The sequence below is a fragment of the Nocardia vaccinii NBRC 15922 genome (assembly GCF_001613305.1).
In the GTDB taxonomy this organism is placed as follows: Bacteria; Actinomycetota; Actinomycetes; order Mycobacteriales; family Mycobacteriaceae; genus Nocardia; species Nocardia vaccinii.
The window spans coordinates 120617-146580 of sequence record NZ_BDCC01000020.1 but is presented as its reverse complement, the minus strand read 5'-3'; the positions used below and the strand labels follow the sequence as shown (position 1 = coordinate 146580).

The following is a 25964-nucleotide window of genomic DNA, read 5'->3' as shown; positions in this document are numbered from 1 at the left end:
CGACCGGACGTCCCGGGTGCGCGGTGCGACGCCCGGCGCCGCGACCGGATCAGACCGGAGAATCCGCGGGTTCGCGCCAGATGACCCCGGCGATGCGACCGGTCGGTGCGCCGCGGCGGTGACTGAACAGGGTGGTGTCCTCGATCGTGCAGCGCGGATCGACCGCGATCGCGCCGACACCGGCCGCTTCGAGCTGACGGCGGATTCCCGCGCGCAAATCCAGACCCGGAGTGCCCTGCGCGGTGGTGGTGGCGCTGCCGGGCAGATGGGCCTCGACATCGGCCCGCATCGCGGCGGGCACCTCGTACCGCGCTCCGCCGGCGGCCGGACCGAGGAACGTGCCGATGCGTTCGGGCTGGGCGCCGACCGAGATCATCGCCTCCAGTACCCGCGGCACGATCCCTATCCGCGCACCGACACGACCGGCGTGCACGGCGGCGATCACCCCGGCCTCGTCATCGGACAGCAGGATCGGTACGCAGTCCGCGGTCAGCACCACCAGCGCGAGTTCCGGGACGGTGGTCACCAGCGCATCGGTCACCGGCACCGGCTCAGGCTGCGGACCGTCCACGATCGTCACGGTGCGACTGTGTACCTGTTCCATCCAGACCAACCGCTCCGGCGCCAGCCCGATCCCCTCCGCCAGCCGAACCCGATTGCGCCGCACCGCCTCCGGATCATCACCGACGTGATCACCCAGATTGAACGAGTCGTACGGCGCACGGGAGAACCCGCCGGCACGGGTCGTCGTCACCCGCCTGGTGCGCATGAGCTGTTGCGTTGGCATACCCCGACATTAATCGCCCCGACGACGGCCACTCGCGCCAGCAACCTGAGAAAATCCATAGCAGTCCGGGCAACCGACCGCTCCGCGCACGACGACCGATCCAGCACCGCCACGGGTCAACGCACCGGGTACACCCGAGGCGTAACTCGCCGCCCGACCGTCGGCCCTACGACGAACTCTTCCCGCACTCGACGAGACGCGGAAGCCGAATCAGAAGTGGAAGCGGAACAAACGAGCACCCGTTCCTTCCGAACGGGTGCTCATGGGGGAGCTGATTATCGCCGCATGAACGACGGCACGTCGACATCGTCGTCGGTGTCCTCGTCCGGCGGTTGGATGTGGTTGCGGGAGTTGTGGGCGACCGTGGGTTCGACGGCCGGGCGGGGTTCGTACGACGGGGCGGGGCCGCGGGAAACCGGGGCCGGAGGAGGTGCCGGGTCCGCGGTGCGGCTCGGGAAATCGGTGCCGCGGGTGTGGGAATGGCCGACCTCCCCGGCACGCGCCGAGCCGATCGTGGAGCGAGTGACCGGCGCGTCCAGGCGACGAGTCGGGGCACCGCTGTCGAATCCGGCCGCGATCACCGTGACGCGCACCTCGTCGCCGAGCGAATCGTCGATGACCGTACCGAAGATGATGTTCGCCTCGATGTGCGCGGCCTCCTGCACCAGCGAGGCGGCCTCGTTGATCTCGAACAGACCCAGGTCCGACCCGCCCGCGATCGAGAGCAGCACGCCGTGTGCGCCGTCCATCGACGCCTCCAGCAGCGGCGAGTTGATCGCCGCCTCGGCCGCCTTGACCGAGCGACCCTCACCGCGCGAGGAGCCGATGCCCATCAGAGCCGAGCCGGCCCCGGACATGACGCTCTTGACGTCGGCGAAGTCCACGTTGATCAGACCCGGCGTCGTGATCAGATCGGTGATGCCCTGAACACCGTTGAGCAGCACCTCATCCGCGGAGCGGAAGGCGTCCATCAGGCTGACCGCCGCATCGCCGAGCTGCAGCAGCCGGTCGTTCGGGATGACGATCAGCGTGTCGCAGGATTCGCGCAACGCCTGGATACCGGCCTCGGCCTGGTTGCTGCGCCGCTTGCCCTCGAAGGAGAACGGGCGCGTCACCACACCGATGGTCAGGGCGCCGAGCTTGCGAGCGATGCTGGCCACCACCGGCGCGCCGCCGGTTCCCGTGCCACCGCCCTCACCGGCGGTGACGAAGACCATGTCGGCGCCCTTGAGCACCTCTTCGATCTCGTCCTTGTGATCCTCGGCGGCCTTGCGGCCCACCTCCGGATCCGCACCGGCGCCGAGGCCGCGGGTGAGCTCACGCCCGACGTCGAGCTTGACGTCCGCATCACTCATCAGCAGCGCTTGGGCGTCGGTGTTGACGGCGATGAACTCGACTCCCTTGAGTCCCTGTTCGATCATTCGGTTGACGGCGTTCACGCCGCCGCCGCCGATACCGACGACCTTGATCACTGCAAGGTAGTTGTGCGGGGGCGTCATGGGCTCTCGCCTTCCTTCGATCTAAAGCCTGTCGTTTGCGGATTCCCGGCAGAGCGCCGAGCCGCGGATGGTTTCGATCCGGCTAACCCGGGCTCCCGCCCGAGCAAACCCTCAACCTCAACCATAGGGTTGGCGTTATGTCAAGTATCCGACTGCTGCGGAACGCTATTCGTACCCGCCGCAATCCGCGCGCAGGCGCGCCGACGCGAGAACCAGAATCTTATGCGATCCGTCTCGTCCGAGCCCGCCCCGCATCGTATCGCGAACAGCCGCTCCAGGCAGGGGGAATCGTTCCCGGTGCCCCCGGCGATTCCGGGCGCATCGCGATACGCACCGAAAACACCAACGGCACAACGGGTATCACTCACCTTACCGTGACCAGATCGGGAGTCGAAACGTCGTATACCTGTCCGGGCCGAGTCAGCACCGGCACGACCACCTCCGCCTTGCGTGCCGAATCGGCCGCGCCACCCCACAGCACGGTGCGCCCATCACGCAGTTTCAGCTCGATATCCGAAACCGACCGCGCCACAACCTCACCCACCTGCCCCCGCAAACCCTGTGAGGCCGCGGTGAGCACCGTCACCGCCGCGCGAGTGACCGGATCGCTACCGCCCGGACGGCTGGTGGTCAACTTCGGCACGCCGGGAGGCGGTGGCTCGATGGCGAATTCGACGCCGTTCGCGTCCAGCAGGTGCGGCCCCTGCGGGGAATCGAAGTACAGGACCGCGGTGCGTTCCACGACGCTCACCCGGACCGCCGACGGGAACACCCGCCGCACCCGCACCGAATGCACCTTGGGGATCGCCGCCACCCGGTGCGCGATGTCATCGGTGTTCAGGCGCAATATCGACACGCCCTCGGGTACCTGCGCCACATCGCGCACCTGCTTCTCGGACACCGTCACCAGGCCCTCGACCGTGACCGTGCGCACGGCGAGCACCGGAGTGAACCACGCCGCGAGCACCAGCACGACCACGACTCCGGCAACCGTCAAGCCCCACAGGACCATTCGACGCGACGGCGGCCGCAGGCGCATCGCGATCACCGTCCGGTGGGCGGGCGCACCCGCAATCCGTCGAGGATCTGCCCGCCGAGCATCGTCACATCGCCCGCGCCCATCGTGATCACCACATCACCCGGACGCGCCAGTCCGGCGGCCTGACGGCCCACCCGCGACATATCCGGTTGGTAGTGCACGGGTTTGGTGACCGACTTGGCCACCAGCGCGCCGTTGACGCCCGGCAGCGGCTCCTCCCGCGCGCCGTACACGTCGAGTACGACGACCTCGTCCGCGACATCCAGGGCCGCGCCGAACTCGGTCGCGAATGTCGCAGTGCGGCTGTACAAATGGGGTTGGAACACCACGATCACCCGGCCCTGCCGCGAGCGCGCGCCGTCCGCGGCCTCCTGCCGCACCAGTTCGGCCGCCGCGCCGAGCACCGCGCGCACCTCGGTCGGATGGTGGGCGTAATCGTCGAACACCCGCACGCCGTTCTCCCGGCCGACGAACTGGAATCGCCGATGCACCCCGCCGAAACCCTCGAGGCCCTGCAGAACCTCGCCGAGATCGGCGCCGGCGTCCCGCGCGGCGAGCAGGGCGGCCAGTGCATTGAGAGCCATGTGCCGTCCGGGCACCGACAGCCGCAGCGTGCGCGGGGCGGATTCGTCGGCGAGTTGGAAGGTCACCACCCCGCCCACGTCGCGCGGTTCCCAGGACAGCAGCCGTACCCCCACCGGAACCGGAGCGTCGGCCAGATCGCCGGAACCGTAACCCGATACGCGGATATCCAAGCCGTCCAGACGGTCGGCGGCACTCTCGTCAGGGCCGGAGGCGGCAGCTTGCGTAACCACGGAGGCCCCGCGAGTGCCGCCCATACGCACAGCGACCCGCTCGGCCAACGCTCGCGACCCCGGATCGTCCAGGCACACCACCAGCAGGCCGCCGGGCGTGAGCCGATCCACGAAATCGTCGAAGACCTGAACGTACGCCTCGTCGGTGCCGAAGAAATCCAGGTGGTCCGATTCGATGTTGGTAACCACCGCGACGTCCGGATCGTATTGCAGCAGTGAGCCGTCCGACTCGTCCGCCTCCGCCACGAAATAGCCGCCGGTGCCGTGGTGGGCGTTGGTGCCCGCCTCGTTCAGCTCACCGCCCACGGCGAAGGACGGGTCGAAACCGCAGTGCTGCAACGACACCACGAGCATCGAGGTCGTCGAGGTCTTGCCGTGCGTCCCGGATACCAGCAGCGTGCGATGGCCGCGCATCAGTTCGGCGAGTACGGCCGGGCGCAACAGCACCGGCACGCCGCGCCGGGCCGCCTCGACCAGTTCGGGATTGGTCTTCGGGATGGCCGCGTAGGTGGTGACCACCGCGCTGGGCCCGCCGGGCAGCAGATCCAGCGCCCCGGCATCGTGGCCGATACGGACCTGCGCGCCCCGGGCCCGCAGGGCGAGCACGCCGCGACTCTCCTTGGCGTCGGAGCCGGAGACCGAGCCGCCGCGGGCGAGCAGAATCCGGGCGATCCCGGACATCCCGGCCCCGCCGATACCGACCATGTGCACCCGTTGCAGCAGCGGGGGTAGCTCACCGACCTCGACGGTCGTGTCCTGATCTTCGGTCATCGCCCGGCTACCTCCACCACGATCCGCGCCACCGTGTCGGCGGCGTCCCGATGCCCGGCCCCGGCGGCGGCCACGGACATCTGGGACAGCCGTGCCGGGTCGGTGAGCAGCGGAATCACCTCATCCATCACATATTTCGCGGTCAACTCCGCATCGGCGACGATCCGGCCGCCGCCCTTCGCCACGATCGGGCGCGCATTGAGCTCCTGCTCACCGTTACCGTGCGGCAGCGGCACGTAGAACGCCGGCAGCCCGACCGCCGACACCTCGGCCACCGTCATCGCACCCGAGCGGCACACCGCCGCATCGGCGGCCGCGTAGGCCAGATCCATTCGCGATACATACGGCAGCGCAACATATTTCGCGGTGTCGCCCACAGCGGCCTGGGCGACCTGCACCGTGTTCTTCGGACCGTGCGCATGCAGGACCGAGATGCCCGCCGCCAGCAGTTGCGGCGCGGCGGCCGAAACGGCCTCGTTGAGCGTGCGCGCACCCTGCGAACCACCGAACACCAGCAGGACCGGCCCATCGGCGGGCAACCCGAAATGCTCCCGCGCCTGCGCGCGCAGACCCGCCCGATCCATCGTCGCGATCGACTCGCGCACCGGAATCCCGACGATCTCCGCATCGGCGCGCCCCGACGCTCGCACACCCGAATTCGCCACCGCGGCCAGCACGCGCGCGGCCCGGCGCGCACCGACCTTGTTCGCGATCCCCGCCTTCACATTCGCCTCGTGCACCACCACCGGCACCGGCCGGCGTCCGCGCAGTCCCCGCCCGGCCGCGAGATAGGCGGGCAGGGCCACGTACCCGCCGAAACCGACGATCACATCGGCCTCGACGGCGTCGATCACCGCCCGGGTGCGCGCGACCGCGGCCCGCACCCGGCCCGGCAACCGCAGCAGGTCCGCGGTCGGCTTACGCGGCAACGGAACCGGCGGAATCAGCTCGAGCGGGTAGCCGCGCTCGGGCACCAGGGTCGTCTCGAGTCCGCGCTCGGTGCCCAGCGCCGTGACCCGGATGTCCGGATCGAGGCGGCGCAACGCATCCGCGACCGCCATGGCCGGTTCGATGTGACCGGCGGTGCCACCGCCCGCGACGATCACCGAAAGCGCCCGTCCCCCGGTGTCGGGCCCGACGCCGTCGCTACTGGTCACCTGGACTTACCCCGTTCTCTCGCATGTGTCGTCCGATAGCTGGGCTCCCAGGCCCGCGTGGTCCGCAACGACGCGGTGCCGCGGCGTTCGCGCCGTGCGGAATCCGAATCTACCCGTCGACGGGCCGGTGGCAATTCGCGCCGCGACGCCGAGGGCCGGGATCCGCCGCGAGTGCGCGCCGCCGCGTTGCGCGAGGGCGGATACATCTCGGGCTTCGGCAGCCGCAGCAGACGGCTGAACCGGCCGTCCTGTCCGGCGTGCAGGGCCGCGACGGCCTCGGGCTCGTGGCGTGCTGCGCTGGCGATGATGCCGAACATCAGCAGCGTGATCGCCAGCGAGGAACCGCCCGCCGAGACCAGCGGCAGCTGCAGGCCGGTCACCGGCAGCAGACCCACCACATAACCGATGTTGATCAGTGCCTGGCCCGTGATCCAGGTCGTCGCGGTGGCGACCAGCAGCCGCAGGAACGGATCCGCCGAACGGCTCGCGATCCGCAGGCCGGTGTAGACGAACAGCGCGAACAGGCCGAGTACCAGGGCGCAGCCGAGGAAGCCGAGTTCCTCGCCGATGATGGCGAAGATGAAGTCGTTGTGCGCGTTGGGCAGATAACTCCACTTGGCCCGGCTCTGCCCGAGGCCGCGGCCCCAGATCCCGCCGTCGGCCAGGGAGAACATCGCCTGACGCGCCTGATAGCCGATCCCCTGTGGATCGTCACCGGGGTTGAAGAACGCGCGCATGCGATCCGAGCGGTATCCCGCCGTCATCGCCAGCACCAGCGCCGCCATCACACCGGAGGCGCCGATCGCGACGAACAACCGCACCGGCAGCCCGCCGAACCACAGCAACGCCACCAGGATGATGCCCACCGCGATCGTGGTCGACAGGTTCGGCTCCAGCACGATCAACAGACAGCACAGCAGCCCCGCCGGAACCAGCGGCATCAGAATCTCTTTGTACCCGGCGTTCTCCGCGCGACGCGTGGCCAGCAGATGCGCGCCCCAGACGATCAGGGTCACCTTGACGATTTCGGAGGGCTGCACGTGGATGAAGCCGATATCGAACCAGCGCCGCGAACCCTGCGCCTGCGTGCCGATGCCCGGAATCAGCACCAGGACCAGCGCCAGCACCGACACCGCGAACAGCGGAAAGGACAGTCCGCGCAAGGTGCGGAAGGGAATTCGCAACGCGAGATAGAACAGCACCGCACCCAGCACGGCGAACATGAGCTGCTGGATGAACAGCGAATAGGCCGATCCGTCGTCGGCGTACGATTCCACGCTCGACGCCGAGAGCACCATCACCAGACCCAGCACGGTGAGCAGGGTGGCGATCGTGACGACCAGGTGGAACGAGGCGAGCGGACGCGCCAGCCAGGCACCGAACCACGTACCCGAACCCTTGCGCGCCTTGGTCATCGGCCCTCCCGCGGCGCGGCGAGCCCTGGGCCCGCCGCGCGGATCGCCGCCTCGCCACGCCCGGTCACCGAGGGCTCCCGATATCTCCTTCGTCCAGCGCCTGCACCGCCGCGACGAAACTGCGTCCCCGGTGGGTGTAGTCGGCGAACATGTCCAGTGACGCCGCCGCGGGGGCGAGCAACACCGTGTCACCGCTGGTGGCGTATCCGGCAGCGATGCGCACGGCCCGCGCCATGACCGCGTCCGCCCCATCGATCTCGGACGTGAGTTCCGCACCCATCCCTGCATCGTCACCCGAACCGAGCTCGACGACCGGGACATCGGGGGCGTGTCGCGCCAATGCCGCGGCGATGACCGGGGCATCCTTGCCCAGCAGCACCGCCGCGACGAGACGTTCGGCCACCTCTTCGACCAGATCGTCCACGTGCGCGCCCTTGAGCAGTCCCCCGGCGATCCAGACGACCTGGGCATGCGCCTGGATCGAGGACCGGGCCGCATGCGGATTGGTGGCCTTGGAATCGTCGACGAACTCCACGCCCGACAGCTCGCGCACCGAGGCCGCCCGATGCGGGCCCACCTTGTGCTCCTGCAGGCCCTCTTTCACGAATTGCGGTGCCACATCGATGGATCGGGTCAGCGCGGCCGCCGCCAGCGCATCGGCCACACCCGCCGGACCCGGCGGGCTGATATCGCGCACCTCGGCCAGGATGGCGGCCTTGGTGAACGCGCGATCGAGCAATTTGCCGTCCACGACACCGAGTTCACCGTCGGCCGGGACACCGACGCGGAAGCCGAGCGTGCGCCGGGCCCGCGATCGACGCGCCAACGCCGCGGCCACCGGATCGTCCAAGCCGACGACGCCGACCCGGCCCATCAGCGCCCGCGCCTTCGCCGCCGCGTACGCGTCCAGGCCGCCGTGCCAATCCAGGTGATCCTCGGCCACATTCAGCACCACGCCCGCCTCCGGGCGTACCGAGGGCGCCCAGTGCAGCTGGAACGAGGACAGTTCCACCGCGAGCACCTGCGGCCCCGGCGTACGCCGCAGCGCGTCCAGGATGGGCAGGCCGATATTGCCGCAGGCGACGCTGGCGATCCCGGCCGCGCGCAGGATCGCGTGCGTCATCTGGGTGGTGGTGGTCTTGCCGTTGGTTCCGGTGATCACAAGCCATTTACGCACCGGCCCGTACAGCCGCGCCTGATCGACCCACCAGGCGAATTCGACGTCGCCCCAGACCGGTACGCCCTCGGCGACCGCGGTGGCCAGCACCGGAGAGTCCGGCCGCCAGCCCGGGCTCGTGATCACCAGCGCGAAGCGATCCAGCCCGCCGGGATCGAGCAGACTCTCACCGGTGGCGGTGTCCAGGCCCAGTTCGGCGGCCTCGGCCATCGCCTTCGCACCGGCGTCGGTGACCACCGGGGTGGCACCGATATCGCGCAGCGGATCGATCAGGGAGCGACCCGATATGCCCCAACCGGCCACCAGAACGTCACGGCCACGCAGGAATTCGAGCATGGGGCCCGGTGATCGCAGGGCCCGCGGAGTGTGTTCGACCATTGCTGCTTTACCCGACCTGAGAGAGGTATTCGCTGTAGAACAAGCCCAGTCCGATCGCCGACGCGATGCCCGCGAGCAACCAGAACCGAATGATCACCGTAGTCTCGGCCCACTTGCTGAGTTCGAAGTGGTGGTGGAACGGCGCCATCTTGAACAGTCGGTTGCGCGTCGTGCGGTAGACCGCGACCTGTAGGACGACCGAAGTGGTCTCGGCGACGAACAGCGCACCGATCACGATCATCAGCAGTTCGGTGCGCGAGAGCAGAGACAGCCCCGCGATCAGCCCGCCCAGCGCCAACGAGCCGGTGTCACCCATGAAGATCTTCGCGGGAGCCGCGTTCCACCACAGGAATCCGATGCAGGCGGCCGCACCCGCGGCACACACCAGTGCCAGGTCGAGCGGGTCGCGCACGTTGTAGCAGCCCGCCTCGGCGTGCACCGAGCAGGCGTTGCGGTACTGCCAGAAGGTGATGATCACGTACGCGCCCAGCACCAGGCTCATCGAGCCCGCGGCCAGGCCGTCCAGACCGTCGGTGAGGTTCACCGCGTTGGACCAGGCGACCACCACCAGACAGACGAACGCCAGGAAGATGATCACCCCCATCGAAACGGTGGTGATGTCGCGGACGTAGGACAGGTGACGGCTCGCCGGCGTCTGCTTGTTCGCGCCGGGGAACTGCAGCGCGAGCACGCCGAACACCACTGCGGCGGAAAGCTGTCCGATGTATTTGCCCGCCGCGGTGAGGCCGAGGTTGCGGCCCTTGCGCAGTTTGATGAAGTCATCGATGAAACCGACCGCGCCCAGTGCGGTGGTCAGCGCAAGCACCAGCAGGCCCGAGACCGTCGGTCCCTCGGCGCGATAACCGATGCCGATCAGATGTGAGCCCCAGTATCCGGCCCACAGTCCGGCCAGGATCGCCACGCCGCCCATCGTCGGGGTGCCGCGCTTGGCCTGATGACTGGCCGGTCCGTCGATCCGGATCTCCTGGCCGAAGCCGCGTTTGGCGAACATCCGGATCAGCAACGGCGTCAACAGGATCGACACCGCCAGCGCGATCGCCGCCGCGAAAAGAATCTGCCTCATCGGCCCGCTTCCGTGTCCACAGGAGGCACTTCCGAGCCCTCCGTACCGTCGCCGGGCGCTACGATGCCCGGCGCGAGATGCTCTGCCACCGCCCACAATCCGACGGAGTTGGATGCCTTGACCAGCACCACGTCGTCGGCCGCGAGCTCATCGTCGAGCACCTCGAGTGCGGCAGCGATGTCGGGGACCAGGATCGACTCCTCACCCCAGGAGCCCTCCATGACCGCGCCCTGATGCAGTGCGTGCGAGGGCCGTCCGGTCCCGACCACGATGAGCCGGTCCACGTCCAGCCGGACCGCCAGGCGGCCGATGCGGTCGTGTTCGACCACCGAATCCGCTCCCAGCTCGGCCATTTCGCCGAGCACTGCCCAGCTGCGTCGCTTCCCGCCGGGAGCGTCGTGCGCACCGGCGCGGGCCATGGTCACCAATGCCTTGAGCGCGGCGCGCACCGAATCCGGATTGGCGTTGTACGAATCGTTCACGACCGTGACGCCGTCCGCGCGGGTGCGCACATCCATCCGGTGTTTGGACGCGGCCCGCGCATTCGACAGCGCCCGCGCGACCGTATCGATGCCCGCACCGCACTCCAGCGCCACCGCGGCAGCGGACAACGCGTTGGCGACCTGATGCTCGCCGTGCACCCCCAGATGCACCGCCGCCTCGGAGCCGTTGGCGCGCAACGTGAACCGGGCGCGCGCGGACTCGTCGAGTTGTACGTCGAGCGCCCGCACACCGGCGGTCTCGGACTGCCCGGCGGTCACCACCCGCGCCACGGTACGCGAGGCCATGGCGGCCACATTCGGATCGTCGGCATTGAGCACCGCCACCCCGGACGGGCCCAAAGCCTCCACCAATTCGCCCTTGGCCTGGGCGATCGCCTCGCGGCTGCCGAATTCGCCCAGATGCGCGGTGCCGACGTTGAGCACCACGCCGATGGACGGCGGCGCGATCTCGGTGAGCGCCTTGATATGTCCGGGCCCGCGTGCGGACAGCTCCAGCACCAGGAAGCGGGTGTTCGAATCGGCGCGCAATGCCGTCCACGGAAAACCGAGCTCGTTGTTGAACGACTCCGGCGGCGCGACCACCATCCCCAGCGGGGCCAGAACCTGGGCCAGCAGATCCTTGGTCGAGGTCTTACCGGAGGAACCGGTGACGCCGACGACGGTCAGCTCACCGCCCGTCGCCAAACGATCCACACTGGCCCGGGCCAGTTTCGCCAACGCCGCCAGCACCGCGGCCGCCGAGCCGTCGGTGTCGTGGGTCAGCACGTACGCCGAACCGCCCCGGGTCTCGTGCCGCGCGAGCGGGCGGACCACGACCGCGGGCACGCCGACCGGCCGCGCCGCCAGCACCGCGACCGCACCGGCGGCCACCGCGGCGGCGGCATAGTCGTGGCCGTCGGCCCGCGCACCCGGCAACGCCAGGAACAGGTCGCCGGAATTGATTCGGCGCGAATCGAATTCGACCGCGCCGGTCACCGTCACCTCGGGGTCGGGAACATCGTGCAGCGTGCCGCCGACGATCTCCGCGATCTCCCGCAGGGTCATCTCGATCATGAAACCGTCAGGTCCTTGTCATCGGGCGCCGATCGCCGGCAGAGGGCCTCCGCCAGCACCTCACGGTCATCGAACGGATACTTCACACCCGCAATCTCCTGCCCTGTCTCATGCCCCTTACCGGCCACCAGCACCACGTCGCCGGACCGGGCCCAGTCCACCGCCGCGGCAATGGCCGCAGCCCGGTCACCGATCTCGGTGACCTCACCGCGTTCGGACTCGGCCATACCGAGCGCTCCCGCGCCGATCGCCGCGCGGATCGCCGCGGGATCCTCACTGCGCGGATTGTCGTCGGTGATGATCACCAATTCCGCGCCGCGTGCGGCGGTGGCGCCCATCAGCGGGCGTTTACCGGCGTCACGGTCGCCGCCCGCACCGACGACCACCGCCAGCCGGCCGTTCGAACCCTTCAGATATTCACGCAGTGTCGCGATGACCGATTCGACCGCGGCCGGTTTGTGCGCGTAGTCGACCACGGCCAGGAAATCCTGCCCACGATCCACGCGCTGCATCCGGCCCGGCACGTCGACCTCGGCCAGCGCCCGCGCCGCGATTCGGGCGTCCACGCCGGCCGCCGCGCACACCGCGATCGCGAGCAGGCCGTTGGCGATGTTGTAACGGCCCGGAAGACGCAGCCGCACACCGACTTCCACGACCTCGGCCGAGTCTGTGACCGGATGCGCACCGGCGGATCCGGGATGCGCCGGATCGGTGGCCCGACCGCCCGGGCCGACGGCGGTGAACTGCTGTTCCCCGCCGTCCAGCGTGGTCGCGGCCACCGCGGTCCAATCCGGTTCGGCGCCTTCGCCCGCGGGACCCTGGCCGGTCGACACGGTCACCACCGGGGCGCGCCCGCCCACCTCGCGGGCCAGACGGCGTCCCCAGGCGTCGTCCACGCAGATCACGCAGGTCTGTGCGGCCACCGACCGGGATTGCGAGGTGGGCGTCTGCGCCGACGCCGTGTCCGGGACGAACAGTTTGCGCTTGGCGGCGTAGTAATCCTCGAAATCGGCATGGAAGTCCAGATGATCCTGGGACAGATTCGTGAACGCGCCCACCGCGAACCGCACGCCGTCCACCCGGCCCAGGGCGAGCGCGTGGCTGGACACCTCCATCACCACCGCCTGCACACCCTGCTCGACCATCAGCGCGAACATCGCGTGCAACTGCGGGGCTTCGGGCGTGGTGAGCGCGCTGGGCAACTGTGTCCAATCGCCGCCCGGGCGGGGGTCCTGCGTGGTTACGCAAGCTGCCTCCGCAGATTCCGATGGCGTCGCTTCCGAAGGCCCTGCGTGGTGGCGCAGGCTGCCTCCTCCGGGCCCGCCGGGCGCGTCGGAGCCCTGCCTGCTCGGGCGGGGCCCGCCGATCCGCGTCTCGATGGTGCCGATCAGCGCGGTGCGCAGTCCGGCCGCGGACAGGCCCGCCTCGACCAGATAGGACGTGGTGGTCTTGCCCGAGGTGCCGGTGATGCCCAGCACCCGCAATCGCTCCGACGGGTTGCCGTAGATCGTCGCGGACAGCTCACCCAGCACCGAGCGCGGATTCTCGTGCACCAGGACGGGCACCGGGAGCGTGCCGATCGATTCGGCGCCGGCGGCATCGGTGAGCACCGCGACCGCACCGCGCTCGACGGCGTCCGCGGCGAACCGGGCGCCGTGGGCGTGCGCACCGGCCAGTCCGGCGAACAGATCGCCCGCCTGCACCGCATTCGAGCGTTGCTCGATTCCGGTGATCACCACCCCGGTGAGCTCGCCGGCGCCGGCGCCGGAAAGGCGCGCGCCCGTAAGCTCGACGACCGTCTGCAGCTCCGTCGACGGCGGCACCGCCGGACGCAGCACCTGCGGGCTGGGCTGCACGGGCACGAGGCTCCTCTCAGTCACAATGCGGCTCTGCTCGGCAAATCCGCCGCGGACGGGTTTCGGATCGACGAGTCAGGGTACCGACGCCGGATCACAGCCGGGCAACGCGGCTGGGTATTGCGTGGGTCCCTGTGCATGGTATTGGCCCGCCCATTGTGACCCGACACCGCCCGGCCATTCACATCGCCTGCAGCACAAGCTCTTTCGCCGGGGGCGACGGCGGTACCCGGTCACGCTGCAGCGCCCACGACGCGATGTTGTGGAACAGCGGGGCGGCGGACTGCCCACCGCTGCCGTCGGAGCTGCGCACCGGAGCGTCCAGCATGATACCGATGACGTAGCGCGGATTGTCCGCCGGCGCCATCCCGGCGAACGTGATCCAGTAGCGGCTCTCGGAATAGCAGTGGCACGCCTGATCGATCTGCTGTGCGGTGCCGGTCTTACCGGCGATCTGGTAACCCGCGATCGCCGCGGGAGCACCGGTGCCCTGCTGATACCCCATCGGGTCCTTCTGCACGATGGCCTGGAACATCTGCCGCAGCGTCTGCGCGGTCTTGGCGCTCACGACCCGGACACCGTCGGGCTGCTTCTCCTCGGTGCGGCTGCCGCCCGGCCCGGACTCGGATTTCACGATGCGCGGCGGAATCCGCACGCCGTCATTGGCGATGGCCTGGTACATCCCGGTCATCTGCAGCAGCGTCATCGACAGGCCCTGTCCGATGGGCAGATTCGCGAAGGTCGAGCCGGACCATTGGTCGCGCGGCGGGATCCGGCCCGCGCTCTCGCCCGGCAGGCCGACGCCGGTGCGCTGACCGAGTCCGAACCGCTTCAACATGTCCGCGTAGCGGTCCTCGCCGATCTTCTGGGCCAGCATCAGGGTGCCGACGTTCGAGGACTTGCCGAAGATTCCGGTGGTCGTATACGGCATCACGCCGTGCGACCAGGCGTCGTGCACGGTGACCCCGCCCATCTCGATGCTGCCCGGCACCTGATGCACCTCGTCCGGCGTGGTCAGACCGTATTCGATGGCGGCGGAGGCATCGACGATCTTGTTCACCGAACCGGGTTCGAAGGCGTCGGTGACCGAGGGATTGCCCAGATTGGCCGAGCCCCAGAACTGCGGGCCCTTGGCGGGGTTGAAGGTGTTGTCGTTGGCCATCGCCAGAACCTGCGCGGTATGCGCGTCCAGCACCACGACCGAAGCGTCCTGCGCACCGGACATGTCCTTGGCCTGCTGCACCTGCTGCTGCACGTAGTACTGCAGATCGGAGTCGAGGGTGAGCTGCACGTCGGTACCGTTCACCGCGGGATGGCGATTGCGTTCGCTGCCGGGGATCATCGCACCGTCCGACCCCTGATCGTAGGTGTGCGATCCGTCGGTGCCCGCCAGACTCGAATCCAGCGCGGATTCCAGTCCGATCTGCCCGTGCCCGTCCCAGCCGGTAGCGCCGATGACGTTGGCGGCCAGTGAACCACCGGGATAGACAGGTTTGTCGTGACGTTCCTTGCCGACCTCGGGGAATTCGTCGGTGATCGCGGTGGCGATCCGAGGATCGACGTCCCGTACCAGGTAGACGAACGAGTCCTTGCTGTTCAGCTTGCTCAGCAGATCCTGCTCCGAGAGAGCGTCCTTGCCGAGCTTGTCGTGAATGGTCTTGGCGATGTCCTTCAACCGCTTGTCCGGATCGGGCGCCGTCGAACTCTTGGCGTGCGCCTCGGCGAGTTGCCTGCGCACGATGACCGGCTGGAAACTGAGCCACTGGGTGGCGACGGTGAAGGCCAGCGCCTTGCCGTTGCGATCGGTGATCGAACCGCGCAGCGCATAGTCCACCTTGTGCACGGTGCGCTGGTTCGCCGCCTCGGCCGAGAGCTTCGGCGCGGAAACCGTTTGAATCCACAGCAATTGGAGCGCCACGACCAGCAGTGCCACCAGCATCAAGACGCGGCCGGTGCCGAACCGTAATCGCGAGGAGGAATCCATACCGGCCCCGCCGCGAGCCCCGGCGGTCCGGCGCGGCCGCGGGCGTGCCGTGCGAGAGCTCGACGACGAGGTGCGGCCACGTCCTCGCGTGCCCGGGCTCACTGTGTGGCCCCGGCCGCCGGAGCGGGCAACGCGGCGGGCGCGGGCGGATGCGGTACCGGCACGGTCTGATCGACACGGGCCGCGGGAGGCTGGGTCGGCGTCGGCCCTGCCGGAGTCGCGGGTACGGGAGCAGCCGGTGTCGTCGGCGCCGCGGCGGCCGGAGCCTGCGCGGGTGCGGACGGCCCCTGGGTCGTAGCGGGCGCGGACGGGGCCGCGGCGTTCCGTCCGGCGGTCGGCTGCGTCACCTTGTGCGCGGGGTCGTCGGCCGGATTCTGGTTCGGCAGCGCCGTCACCGGAACGATCCGTTCCCCTTGTGCCTGAGCCGGATTCGCCGGTGTCGGTGCGGCGGGCGTGGTATTCAGCGGCGGGGCGGGCGCGCCGAGCTGCGCGGTCTCCTTGCCGATCACCGTGACCGCGCCGTTCGGCGCGACGACCAGGCGTGCGGGATCCTTGGCCGGGATCATGCCCAGCTCGCGCGCCCGGGTGGCGAGTTCCGGCGCGGCGTCGGCCGCCGCCACCTGACGCTGCAGTTCGGCCTGCTCGTCGGAGAGTTGCTGGTTGACCCGACGCGCGTCACCGAGCTGATAGCTGTCCTCGGCCGAGCGCGTGGTCAGCAGCAGTGTGCACATCAGGCCGCAGCCCAGCAGCACCAGAATGGCCACCACGAACGGGATTCGGCCGCTCATCACCGAGCGCCCCGGCAGCGGCGGCAGCACCGGACCGCCCCCGACGCGGTTGCGGCGCCGGGCGTACGCCCGCTTGGCCGCACCCGATGTCACGTGGTCGGCATCGTGCACCCGGCGCGGCGCGTCGCGCCGCTCCGCGGTCCTGCCACCACGTGGTGCGTCCACCCGGGTCCGCACGCTCATAGTCCCGCCTCCCCTACCGTTCGCACGTCGCCCGGACTCATCGCGACGCCTGAATTCGTTCCGCCGCACGCATCCGGACCGGCGCCGCGCGCGGATTGTCCTCGATCTCGGCAGCCGTGGCCTTCTCCGCACCACGGGTCAGCACCCTGAATTCCGGTCCCATACCGGGCAGTTCGACCGGCAGGTCCATCGGCGTGCGCGAGGTCGATCGCTCCGCGAGAACATGTTTGACCACTTTGTCCTCCAGCGATTGATAGGACATGACCACGATGCGTCCGCCGACCTCGAGCGCGTCCAGGGCGGCGGGCAAAGCGGCCTCGAGCGATTCCAGCTCCCGGTTGACCTCGATCCGCAACGCCTGGAAGGTGCGCTTGGCGGGATGCCCGCCGGTGCGCCGGGTCGCGGCCGGAATGGCGGCGTAGAGCAGTTCCACCAGCTCCGCGCTGGTGGTGAAGGGGTGCTGCGCCCGCCGACGGACTATCTCGCTCGCGATGCGGCCCGCGAAACGTTCCTCCCCATAGGTTTTCAGCACTCGGGCCAGCTCGCCGTGGCTGTAGGTGTTGAGCACGTCCGCGGCGGTCGGGCCGGTGGTCGGATCCATCCGCATATCCAGCGGCGCGTCGACCGAATAGGCGAAACCTCGGTCGGCCTCGTCCAATTGCATCGAGGACACGCCCAGATCCATCAGAATCGCCCGCACCGAACCGGTTTCGGCCAGGCCGGCCTCGCGCAGTGCCATGGCGATGCCGTCATACGTGGTGTGCACCAGGGTGATTCGATCCGCGAACGGCGTCAGCCGCTCCCCGGCGAGCTTCAGCGCCTCGGTGTCGCGGTCCAATCCGACGAGCCGGATCGAGGGATAGGTGCGCAGGAAGTGCTCCGCATGACCGCCCAGACCGAGTGTGGCGTCGACCATGACACCGCCGGAACGCAGTGCGGGACCGAGAATTTCGTCGGCTCGACCGAGCAGGACCGGAACATGGCGGGGTGTGTGATCGGCAAGATCCACCTCGACCTCCAGATCCTCCTCGCCCCTGTCGCGGCGTCGCTGGTGCGCATCGAACTCACTAGGTCGGACGGCCAATGCCCCGGGGTCTCTGACCGAAGCACGGCACCTGGCGTTGGGGAAGTACGTCAGGGTCCGCGTCGGGCAGAGGCCGCAGGACACTCGCCTCGCTCGGGGTTAGAAGATTCCGCCCAGCGACTCGTCTCTGGCCATCGAGTAGTCCTCCTCGTTCTCGGCGAGGTAGGACTCCCACGCCTGCTTATCCCAAATTTCGAGGAAGTCGACCGAGCCGATCACCACGCAATCCTTGGTCAGGCTCGCGTAGCGGCGGTGTTCGACCGACAACGTGATACGTCCCTGGGCGTCGGGGCGCTGCTCATCCGTGGAGGCCGCCAGGGCTCGGACGAATGCCCGGGCCTGCGGATTGCTCCGGGACGCCGAGGCGGCTCGCCGCGCGAGCGCGGTGAACTCCTCCTTCGGATACACGGCAAGGCTGTGGTCCTGCCCTTTCGTGACCATCAACCCTCCCGCCAGTTCGTCCCGAAACTTCGCGGGCAACGTGAGTCGCCCTTTGTCATCCAGCCGAGGCGTGTAGGTCCCGAGAAACACGTCTCGACACCTCCCGCGTGATCACCCCGTCTGGTTGGTCTCCGCTTGTGCGCGCTCCACATTACCCCACTTTCCCCCACTTTCAATCGAAAGCCGTCGCGATCTCAGCCGCGGCGTACCAGATTCCCCTGGTCACACCAGCTATCAGGGCGGTGGGGAGATTTTTCCGAGATACACGACACGCGAGCACGATCGGACACATGACCCGAAAACCGCCAGCAAACTCACGGATCACATCGGCTATAACTGCACGAAACGCGGCCGGAAGAGCCCCCGTGGGGGGAGGTGGGGAATCGGGTGGGGGGAGGTGGGGAATCCGGCAACGGGACCGCGCGGACCGGAAAAGAAAGAGACACGCCGCACATTGTGCGGCGTGTCGCGTTATCCGCGCCGGATGGGGCGCAGCGCAAAACCCGGATCCGTCAGTCGGATCCGGGCCTTGTCAGTTGTCTTGTTCGAACCGGCGCCTGAACCGATCCTCCATACGGGCGGAGAAACCACCACCCTGCTTGCGTTGTTTGCCACGGCCGGCCGTGGGCCCGCCGCCCTGTGCGGCGTCCTCACCACGGCGACCGGCGCTCGACGCGCCCGAGCTACCCAGGAGCAGCAGCACTCCGGCGCCGAACATCAGAATGAAGCCGAAGAGGCTGATGATGGGAAACCCGCCGGGTTTGACAGGCAGAGCGACACCCGCGATCAACAGGCAGAGGCCGAGGACGAAGAGTACGGCCGATTGAAGTCTGCGTCTGCCCGTAGCGGAGCGGAGACGCCCGCCTCGGACGGTCGAGGCGAACTTGGGATCCTCAGCATAGAGCGCGCTCTCGATTTGTTCGAGCATGCGCTGCTCGTGCTCGGAGAGTGGCACGGTACCTCCCCCGGCACTAGGTGTGGTGGTCGCCTCCGGGTAGGCGACGGACAGCCGACCTTGGCGGCTCTCTGTCACCATGATACGAGTTCGATCTGTGCGGTACCACCTACTCGCCGATGTTCACGCCGAGCCGTCGGCCAGCCACCCCGCGATCGGCCGCATCCGGGCCGCCGCACTGATCGAATCCTCCACGTCGTGCAGGAACGCACCTACGCGCGAGGCGAACTCGTCGGCCAGCTGCGCGTCGACCGGACGCTCCAGTCCGGCCTCGAGTGCCGCGCGGGTCTCGGAGTAGGAGCTGAAGTAGTCCGACCACATCACGAATTCCGGTGCGGCCTGCTGCATCAGCACCCACGCGTTGCGCGAGCGGGCCCGCGGCGCGCGGTCGGCGCCGGTCAGCGCGAGTACCGCACCGGCGCCGCGCAGGGCGGCCAGATATGCGGTGCGGAACCGCTCCCGCGGATCGGACTCGCCAGCGGACTGCAGCAGCAGCCCGTCCGCCCGGTCCAGCAGACCGCCCGCTCGCCCCGGATGCTCCTTCCGACCTGCCATCACGGCACCTCCCTACCGTCACACACAGCGCCACCTCGCTCGGTGCTCGGCTCACGGTGCGCGAGACGCGCTGTGCTCATTTATCCGCTCGGCGTGGTCCGATTCACGCGGTACATCGCCGACCACGCGAACCGAACAGATATTCGAACGTTTCAATGGGTGTGAATATAGAGACGACCACCGACAAACTTTCGCGCTCGTGCTCACGGCGAGCGCCCGGGCCCAACGAGAGCCGCGCCGACCGGATATGACAGCCGCCAGACTTCCTCACGCACCCGCCCCCGTCGTCATCGACCTCTCGGCCGCCGCCCTGCGCTCCCGATTGCCCGACGCGCTGGCCGTCTACGTCGCGGCGATGGATTATCCCCGCGGCACCGAATATCACCGCGCGCCGATGTGGACCGAGCACACCGCCCGGCCGGGCTGGCAGGCCGTGGCCGCCGTGGTACCCGACGACACCGGCCGGTTCGATCTGCGCAGCGCACCGATCGTGGGCATCGCCTACGGCTATCACGGTGCGCCGCACCAGTGGTGGCATCAGCAGGTGCACAACGGAATGCGCCGCTCGGGCTGGGCCGAGTACGCCGCCCGCGATCTGCTCGCGGACTACTTCGAACTGACCGAACTGCACGTACATCCCAGCGCACAGGGTCACGGTCTGGGCGAGACGCTGCTGACCCGGCTACTGCGCAATCGCCCCGAACGCGCGACGCTGCTGTCCACACCCGAGGTGGACCAGGAGGCCAACCGTGCCTGGCGGCTGTACCGCCGACAGGGCTTCACCGACGTGGTACGGCATTTCGTCTTCTCCGGCGACACCCGGCGCTTCGCGGTACTGGGCCGCCCGCTGCCGTTGCAGAGCCCGCCGATCGCCGAACCACCCGCGCCGGGCCCCCGGCCGTGACGGTCCTGGTTCTCGGTTCCGGCCACAACGCACTGGTCGCGGCCTGCTATCTGGCGCGGGCAGGCGAACAGGTCGAGGTACTCGAACGCGATGAGATACCCGGCGGCGCGGTCTCGACCGTGGAGCGGTTCCCGGGCCATCTGGTCGATCGCGGATCCTCGGCGCACATCATGATCCGGCACACCGGGATCATCGAGGAGCTCGGGCTCGATCGGTTCGGACTGCGCTATATCGACTGCGATCCCTGGGGTTTCGCGCCCGCGCCCCCCGGCACCGATCTCGCGCCGATCGTGTTCCACCGCGACCTGGACCGCACCTGCGCCGCGATCGAGGCCGCCTGCGGCGCGCGCGACGCGGACGCGTACCGACGCTTCGTGCGGGTGTGGGGGCCCCGGGCACAGCGGGTGATGCGGGCGTTCTCCGGGCCGCCCGGCCCCGGGCGACTGTTGCGGTCGTTCTGGGGTCTGGACGCGCGGGCCGGCGGCAGCGCGCTGTCGCGGGAATTCCTGCAGTCCGGAGATGCGCTGCTGGACAGCCACTTCGACGATGAACGGCTCAAGACGGCGCTGGCCTGGTTCGGCGCGCAGTCCGGACCGCCGATGTCCGAGCCGGGCACCGCGCCCATGGTCGGATTCGCCGCGCTCATGCACACCCTCCCGCCGGGGCGCGCGGTCGGCGGGAGCGGCGCTCTGACAACGGCTCTGGCCGCGCGACTGCGCTCGGACGGCGGTGTGCTGTCCTGCGGTGACGCGGTCACCGAACTGCGCCGCGACGACCCGGGCTGGCGGGTGCGCACGGCCTCGGGCCGAGACCTGTTCGCGGACACCGTGATCGCGGGCACGCACATCCTCACCACCCTCGATCTGCTGCGACGCGGCGGATTCGACGCCGGGGTACTCGACGACTGGGGGCGGCGCATCCGGGTCGGGCCGGGTATCGGCATGGTGGTGCGGGTCGCCACGAACGCACTCCCCCGCTATCCGGGTGCGACGGCCGACGAATCGGCCCGCGGACTGCAACTGCTCGCCACCGATCGGCGACAGCTGCGCCTGGCGCACGGCGCGGCGCTGGCCGGGGAACTGCCGCCGCGGCCGGTGGTGCTGGCGATGAGCTTCAGTGCCCTCGATCCGAGTATCGCCCCGGCCGGACAGCACCAGCTCTCGCTGTGGGCGCAGTGGCATCCGCGGCAGCCGGCCGACGGGAGCGACTGGAGCGCGCTCGCCGACCGCGAGGGCGACCGCATCATCGCCGAACTCGACGCGGCCGCACCGGGTTTCGCCGACACCGTACTGGACCGGTTCGTGCAGACCCCGGCCGATCTGGAGTGCGAGCTCGGCCTGATCGGCGGCAATGTCATGCATGTGGAGATGTCGCTGGATCAGATGTTCTTCTGGCGGCCGCTGCCGGAACTGTCCGGACAACGCGTGCCGGGTGCGCCCGGGGTCTACCTGACCGGGGCATCGACGCATCCCGGCGGCGGCGTCTCGGGGGCCGGCGGGCGTAGCGCCGCCCGCCTGGCGCTGCGGGATCTGCGTCGTCCGCGGTGGCGCCGGTCGTGACCGCACGGCCGGTCCGCCGGGCCGCTCGCCGGGTGCCCGCGATCTCGGCGGTGCTGCTGATCCTCGCCCAGATCACCTATCCCCTGACCGCGGGCTCCGCGCGGGACGCAGTGACCGCGGCGGTGGTGCTGCTGTCCGCGCTGACCGCACTCGGCCATGCCTGGGTCACCCGCGGTCCACGCTGGGCCGCCGGACTGCTGCTGATCGTGTCCGGACTCGGACTTGTCGCCGAGATCGTGGGCGTGGCAACGGGATTCCCATTCGGCTGCTATGCCTACACACACCACGGACTCGGTCCCGAACTGGCCGGCGTGCCGCTGCTCGTGCCGCTGGCCTGGACGGGCGGACTGTATCCGGTCTGGATCGTGGCCGGACTGCTGAGTCCGCCGGGACCGTCCAGGGCCCGGACACGTATCCCGCTGACCGCGGTGGGCGCGGTCGGCTGGGATCTGTTCCTGGACTCGCAGATGGTGTCCGCCGGACGGTGGTCCTGGTGCTCACCGCTGCCCGGACTGCCGGGTACACCGCACATCCCGTGGACGAACTATCTGGGCTGGTTCGCCGTCGCACTGCTGATGGCGGCCCTGCTGGAGCTGTCGGACCGCGGCGAGGCTCCCGCGGACAGAGGGACCGCTGTCCCGGTGGCGGTGTTCCTGTGGACGTGGCTGGGGTCCACCCTCGCCCACGCGGTCTTCCTCGGCCTGCCCGCCTCGGCGGGGTACGGATTCCTCGGACTCGGCCTGCTGGGCGTTCCGCTGCTGTACACCTCGGCCCGTCGCATGCCGGTCCGCTCGGCGGGCCATGGCACGATGTGACCCGTGCAGCCGAGTCCGACACCACCGATGCCCGACGCCGCGAGCGCACCCCCACGCCGCGGCACCAAGAACCCGACCCGCCGTCGTGCCTGGTCGGCGGTATTACTGCTGGCCGTATCGCTGCCGTTGCTGGCAGGCTGCCTGCGGGTCCAGGTCTCGATGGGCGTGTCCTCGAACGACCGGGTGTCGGGCCATATCGTCGTCGCGGTCGTGCCCGCCAACGACAAGGACAAGGGGCCGCAGCTGAAGGCGCCCGGCGCACTGGCCGCCAAGGTCCGCGTCGAGTCGTACAGCCAGGACGGTTACGTGGGCAGTCAGGTCTATTTCGACGATCTGACCTTCGGTGAGGTCGGCCAGCTCGGCGGTCTGTCCGATCAGACGCAGGGCATGTTCAACCTGCAGTTCGTCCGGACCGGCGATCTGGTCACACTGACCGGCCGAGCGGACCTGAAATCGGTGCCGCCGCAGGGCTCGGACATCCAGTTCACCGTCGCGTTCCCGGCCCGGGTGGCCACCACCAACGGCACCCGCGACGGCGATTCGGTGGTGTCCTGGAAACTGCCTGCCGGGGATGTGAGCACGGTGCGCGCCGAGGCCACCTACGCCGACCCGAACACCCGCTCGTTCGCCGGGTGGGCCGGGATCGTCGGCGGCATCACCCTCGCGGTCGCAGCGCTGGTCGCGGTCATCGCGTACCTGAGCCGCAATCCGATCCCGAACTACATCACCCGGCTGCGCGAGCCCCGCACGCGCGAGAAGGTCTGACCCACCGGGGGCGCAGTGGATGTCACATCACGGCGTCTCGCGGGTATGTACGTGGCATCCGGGCGAAACGAGCGCGGATACCCGCGAGAACGGAAGCGTATGAGAAGCACTCTGGTGAGACGAGCGGTGGTCGCCGGCACAGCGGTCTCGGCGGCGGGCTGTGCACTGACGGTGCTGAACCGGCTCACCGTGCGACGGCTCGGAGTGGTGGGTCCGCCGGTGATCGAACCGGTGACCGTCTGTGTCCCGGCACGGGACGAAGCGACGCGGCTGCCGGGACTGATCGCGGATCTGCGCGGGCAGCACGGGGTTTCGCGGATGCGGGTGCTGATCCTGGACGACGGATCGGGGGACGACACCTACCCCGCGGCGGTCGAGGCGGTCGGGGACGACGAGCGCTTCACCATCATCACCGCGCAGAGCGATCCGCGGCCCGGCTGGACCGGGAAATCCGCCGCCTGCGTTCGTCTGGCCGAGATCGCCTGGGCAAGCGCGGATTCCGACGAGCCGCCCACGGGGGCGCTGATCTTCCTGGACGCCGACGTCCGGATCGGGGCGGGCGCGATCGCGGCCGCCGTCGGTGAATTGCGCCGTACCGGTGCGGGATTGGTGTCACCGTGGCCGCGTCAGCTGGCCGGATCGTTCGCCGAGGCACTGGTCCAGCCGCTGCTGTGCTGGTCGTGGGCCGCGACGCTGCCGGTGCGCCTGGCCGGACGGAGTCTGCGCCCGGCCACCGCGGTGTCCTGCGGGCAGTTCCTGGCCTTCGACGCGGCCGCCTACCGCGCGGCGGGCGGCCATGCCGCGGTGGCCACGCACGTCACCGAGGATCTCGCGCTCGCGCGAGCCGTCAGGCGGACCGGGCGACGCACCGTCCTGGTCTCCGCGGGCCGCATCGCGAACACCCGGATGTACCGGGGTGCAACCGAACTCGACACCGGGTACACCCGATGGCTGTGGTCGGCCTACGGGTCCGCGGCGGGCAGTGCCGCCGTCGGCGCGACGGCCGCGCTGGCCTTCTGGGCCCCGCCCCTCGCGGCCTTGTTCGGCCGGGGCGTCACTCGCCGCGTCGGGCTGCTCGGCTACGCCTGTGCCGTCGCGAGCCGCCTTGCCGCCCGCTCCCTGGAATCCGGTGGCACACTGACCCCCTCGGATATCCCCGCGGCACTGGCCCATCCGCTCTCGGTCGCCGCGTACCTGCACCTGTCCATCCGCTCACATCGTCTGCACCGATCGGGAGCCCTCACCTGGAAGGGCCGCGCGGTCGCCGAACGCGTCGGCTGAACCAGGCGAATCCGATTCCCTGCCCTGTCGTTTCGACATCGGATTCCGGACGATGGAGCCCGCTGCCGACCTCGCTCGGCGGGACCGCCGCTCGATGAACGGTCGGCTCGGGGCGTGAATCCGGTTGTCCGACGGACCGTTCCGGCCTCCGAGCGGACACGGCCCGCCCGCAAGCACGAACTGTCGGGCGCCGATCGGCGCAGCCGTGCGGTCGGCACGCGAGACCCCGCTGCCGCTCGGATCCGATTGCCCGCCCGGATTCGTCAGTGCCCGGGCGGGCTCGGCGGATCACTCAGGCGACTCGGGTGACACCTACGGTCGGCAGGAACAGACAGGTCCGGTTGCCGTTCCGCACGGAACCGAAAACCGCGGACAGGACGGTCCCCGAGCCGGTGTCGACCGGTACCGCGCGAACCCCGCCCAGCGGCAGTGCCGTGCCGAGGAACTTCTCGATGGCCTGCTGGGCGAGCGGGCGCATCGCCGGGGCGACCTGCGGCGGAACCATCGACTTGGCCACATCGGCCACCGATCCCATCGGGCTCACGCCGCTGCGTCCGGTGCTGGCGTTGAACCAGGCCACCTGCATCCCGGAGGTGTCCCGGCTGTCGGGGCCCAGGCCGTAGGGCACGAAGGCGAACATCGTATGCCCGGCCTTGACCGCGGACAGATCCACTCCCGGCACCCTCACCGTGGTCTTCGGCCACGGGCCGGGCATCGCGCCCGCGATGGCGGGTACCAGGCCCAGGGTGCTGCCGTCCCCGCAGAACGCCGAGGCCGAGGGATACAGGAACGGATCCATCCCGAACTGCCGTAGCCCCTCGATCGCCTGCTGATAGGCGGTCAGCGCATCGGTCTGCGCGATGGCGCCGCGCCAGGCAGTGGTCACCGCCGAGGCGGCGCCGGCCGCGGACGGGCCCGGCGGCGCCGCCGACGCAGTGGTGAAACCGGTGCAGGCCAGCGCGGCGGATACACCCACCGCACCGGCGACACGGACGAGATTGCGCAACACGGCCATCGGCACTCTCCTAGTCATCACGGGTCCCGGGTCCTCACGGGTGCGCGTGATCGTACGCGCCGTATCAGCGCATCGACCGCTAATCCGGCCGCGAAACGCCG

22 protein-coding genes are annotated in these 25964 nt (G+C 69.6%); 5 read left to right on the top strand and 17 right to left on the bottom strand.

The window, feature by feature from the left end; translation table 11 throughout:
• Positions 1–49: 49 nt before the first annotated feature.
• The 16 genes from pgeF to NV1_RS16630 all read right to left on the bottom strand — a co-directional run bounded on the left by pgeF (position 50) and on the right by NV1_RS16630 (position 19524).
• Entirely contained in the window at positions 50–787 is a 738-nt protein-coding gene (pgeF, locus tag NV1_RS16705) for a peptidoglycan editing factor PgeF (protein ID WP_067892190.1), read from the bottom strand.
• Between the two features lie 275 nt (positions 788–1062).
• Positions 1063–2286, bottom strand: coding sequence for a cell division protein FtsZ (gene ftsZ, locus NV1_RS16700; protein WP_067892188.1), 1224 nt, complete (start codon positions 2284–2286; stop codon positions 1063–1065).
• Between the two features lie 364 nt (positions 2287–2650).
• Positions 2651–3325, bottom strand: a complete 675-nt coding sequence (locus tag NV1_RS16695; protein WP_084525461.1) for a cell division protein FtsQ/DivIB — start codon at positions 3323–3325, stop codon at positions 2651–2653.
• Between the two features lie 5 nt (positions 3326–3330).
• A complete protein-coding gene (locus NV1_RS16690) occupies positions 3331–4911 on the bottom strand; it encodes a UDP-N-acetylmuramate--L-alanine ligase (protein WP_067892186.1) in 1581 nt (526 codons plus the stop codon).
• Entirely contained in the window at positions 4908–6068 is a 1161-nt protein-coding gene (gene murG, locus NV1_RS16685) for an undecaprenyldiphospho-muramoylpentapeptide beta-N-acetylglucosaminyltransferase (protein WP_067892184.1), read from the bottom strand. Before murG ends, NV1_RS16690 begins: the two co-directional genes overlap by 4 nt.
• Positions 6065–7483, bottom strand: a complete 1419-nt coding sequence (gene ftsW / locus NV1_RS16680; RefSeq protein WP_067892182.1) for a putative lipid II flippase FtsW — start codon at positions 7481–7483, stop codon at positions 6065–6067. Before ftsW ends, murG begins: the two co-directional genes overlap by 4 nt.
• A 64-nt stretch (positions 7484–7547) precedes the next feature.
• Positions 7548–8996, bottom strand: a complete 1449-nt coding sequence (murD, locus tag NV1_RS16675; RefSeq protein WP_067892181.1) for a UDP-N-acetylmuramoyl-L-alanine--D-glutamate ligase — start codon at positions 8994–8996, stop codon at positions 7548–7550.
• A gap of 49 nt (positions 8997–9045) precedes the next feature.
• Entirely contained in the window at positions 9046–10122 is a 1077-nt protein-coding gene (gene mraY / locus NV1_RS16670; protein WP_067892179.1) for a phospho-N-acetylmuramoyl-pentapeptide-transferase, read from the bottom strand.
• On the bottom strand, positions 10119–11678 hold the full coding sequence (locus tag NV1_RS16665; protein WP_067892177.1) for a UDP-N-acetylmuramoyl-tripeptide--D-alanyl-D-alanine ligase: 1560 nt from the start codon (positions 11676–11678) through the stop codon (positions 10119–10121). Before NV1_RS16665 ends, mraY begins: the two co-directional genes overlap by 4 nt.
• On the bottom strand, positions 11675–13540 hold the full coding sequence (locus NV1_RS16660; protein ID WP_245713753.1) for a Mur ligase family protein: 1866 nt from the start codon (positions 13538–13540) through the stop codon (positions 11675–11677). The genes NV1_RS16665 and NV1_RS16660 overlap by 4 nt, the downstream gene beginning before the upstream one ends.
• 175 nt (positions 13541–13715) lie before the next feature.
• Positions 13716–15518, bottom strand: coding sequence for a peptidoglycan D,D-transpeptidase FtsI family protein (locus tag NV1_RS16655; RefSeq protein ID WP_084525447.1), 1803 nt, complete (start codon positions 15516–15518; stop codon positions 13716–13718).
• Between the two features lie 98 nt (positions 15519–15616).
• Positions 15617–16489, bottom strand: a complete 873-nt coding sequence (gene ftsL, locus NV1_RS16650; RefSeq protein WP_067892175.1) for a cell division protein FtsL — start codon at positions 16487–16489, stop codon at positions 15617–15619.
• A gap of 37 nt (positions 16490–16526) precedes the next feature.
• Positions 16527–17510, bottom strand: a complete 984-nt coding sequence (gene rsmH, locus NV1_RS16645) for a 16S rRNA (cytosine(1402)-N(4))-methyltransferase RsmH (RefSeq protein ID WP_067892265.1) — start codon at positions 17508–17510, stop codon at positions 16527–16529.
• A gap of 162 nt (positions 17511–17672) precedes the next feature.
• Positions 17673–18104: a division/cell wall cluster transcriptional repressor MraZ gene (gene mraZ / locus NV1_RS16640; protein ID WP_067892173.1), complete on the bottom strand. Its 432-nt coding sequence runs from the start codon at positions 18102–18104 to the stop codon at positions 17673–17675.
• A 442-nt stretch (positions 18105–18546) separates the two neighbouring features.
• A complete protein-coding gene (locus NV1_RS16635; RefSeq protein ID WP_067892263.1) occupies positions 18547–18969 on the bottom strand; it encodes an SCO2097 family morphological protein in 423 nt (140 codons plus the stop codon).
• A 123-nt stretch (positions 18970–19092) separates the two neighbouring features.
• Positions 19093–19524 carry an SAV_6107 family HEPN domain-containing protein gene (locus NV1_RS16630; protein WP_067892171.1) on the bottom strand — a complete coding sequence of 144 codons (432 nt, stop codon included), beginning with the start codon at positions 19522–19524 and terminating at the stop codon, positions 19093–19095.
• A 247-nt stretch (positions 19525–19771) separates the two neighbouring features.
• Here NV1_RS16630 and NV1_RS16625 point away from each other — a divergent pair, with 247 nt between their 5' ends.
• The 5 genes from NV1_RS16625 to NV1_RS16605 all read left to right on the top strand — a co-directional run bounded on the left by NV1_RS16625 (position 19772) and on the right by NV1_RS16605 (position 24848).
• A complete protein-coding gene (locus NV1_RS16625) occupies positions 19772–20428 on the top strand; it encodes a GNAT family N-acetyltransferase (protein ID WP_067892169.1) in 657 nt (218 codons plus the stop codon).
• Positions 20425–21987 carry a phytoene desaturase family protein gene (locus NV1_RS16620; protein WP_067892166.1) on the top strand — a complete coding sequence of 521 codons (1563 nt, stop codon included), beginning with the start codon at positions 20425–20427 and terminating at the stop codon, positions 21985–21987. Before NV1_RS16625 ends, NV1_RS16620 begins: the two co-directional genes overlap by 4 nt.
• Positions 21984–22802 carry a carotenoid biosynthesis protein gene (locus NV1_RS16615; protein ID WP_067892260.1) on the top strand — a complete coding sequence of 273 codons (819 nt, stop codon included), beginning with the start codon at positions 21984–21986 and terminating at the stop codon, positions 22800–22802. The genes NV1_RS16620 and NV1_RS16615 overlap by 4 nt, the downstream gene beginning before the upstream one ends.
• Positions 22803–22829: 27 nt before the next feature.
• Positions 22830–23567, top strand: coding sequence for an LppM family (lipo)protein (locus NV1_RS16610; protein WP_067892164.1), 738 nt, complete (start codon positions 22830–22832; stop codon positions 23565–23567).
• Positions 23568–23666: 99 nt separating this feature from the next.
• Positions 23667–24848 (top strand): glycosyltransferase family 2 protein, encoded by a 1182-nt coding sequence (locus NV1_RS16605; RefSeq protein WP_067892162.1) that lies wholly within the window; start codon positions 23667–23669, stop codon positions 24846–24848.
• A 292-nt stretch (positions 24849–25140) separates the two neighbouring features.
• Here NV1_RS16605 and NV1_RS16600 read toward each other — a convergent pair whose 3' ends face one another.
• On the bottom strand, positions 25141–25863 hold the full coding sequence (locus NV1_RS16600) for a hypothetical protein (RefSeq protein ID WP_084525446.1): 723 nt from the start codon (positions 25861–25863) through the stop codon (positions 25141–25143).
• Between the last annotated feature and the right edge of the window lie 101 nt (positions 25864–25964).

Excerpts from the sequence above, each read along its gene's own strand:
- pgeF (WP_067892190.1), bottom strand. The coding sequence starts at position 787 with ATGCCAACGCAACAGCTCATGCGCACCAGGCGGGTGACGACGACCCGT.
- ftsZ (WP_067892188.1), bottom strand. The coding sequence starts at position 2,286 with ATGACGCCCCCGCACAACTACCTTGCAGTGATCAAGGTCGTCGGTATC.
- NV1_RS16695 (WP_084525461.1), bottom strand. The coding sequence starts at position 3,325 with ATGCGCCTGCGGCCGCCGTCGCGTCGAATGGTCCTGTGGGGCTTGACG.
- NV1_RS16690 (WP_067892186.1), bottom strand. The coding sequence starts at position 4,911 with ATGACCGAAGATCAGGACACGACCGTCGAGGTCGGTGAGCTACCCCCG.
- ftsW (WP_067892182.1), bottom strand. The coding sequence starts at position 7,483 with ATGACCAAGGCGCGCAAGGGTTCGGGTACGTGGTTCGGTGCCTGGCTG.
- murD (WP_067892181.1), bottom strand. The coding sequence starts at position 8,996 with ATGCTCGAATTCCTGCGTGGCCGTGACGTTCTGGTGGCCGGTTGGGGC.
- mraY (WP_067892179.1), bottom strand. The coding sequence starts at position 10,122 with ATGAGGCAGATTCTTTTCGCGGCGGCGATCGCGCTGGCGGTGTCGATC.
- NV1_RS16665 (WP_067892177.1), bottom strand. The coding sequence starts at position 11,678 with ATGATCGAGATGACCCTGCGGGAGATCGCGGAGATCGTCGGCGGCACG.
- NV1_RS16655 (WP_084525447.1), bottom strand. The coding sequence starts at position 15,518 with ATGGATTCCTCCTCGCGATTACGGTTCGGCACCGGCCGCGTCTTGATG.
- ftsL (WP_067892175.1), bottom strand. The coding sequence starts at position 16,489 with ATGAGCGTGCGGACCCGGGTGGACGCACCACGTGGTGGCAGGACCGCG.
- NV1_RS16630 (WP_067892171.1), bottom strand. The coding sequence starts at position 19,524 with ATGGCAGGTCGGAAGGAGCATCCGGGGCGAGCGGGCGGTCTGCTGGAC.
- NV1_RS16625 (WP_067892169.1), top strand. The coding sequence starts at position 19,772 with ATGACAGCCGCCAGACTTCCTCACGCACCCGCCCCCGTCGTCATCGAC.
- NV1_RS16610 (WP_067892164.1), top strand. The coding sequence starts at position 22,830 with ATGCCCGACGCCGCGAGCGCACCCCCACGCCGCGGCACCAAGAACCCG.
- NV1_RS16605 (WP_067892162.1), top strand. The coding sequence starts at position 23,667 with ATGAGAAGCACTCTGGTGAGACGAGCGGTGGTCGCCGGCACAGCGGTC.
- NV1_RS16600 (WP_084525446.1), bottom strand. The coding sequence starts at position 25,863 with ATGGCCGTGTTGCGCAATCTCGTCCGTGTCGCCGGTGCGGTGGGTGTA.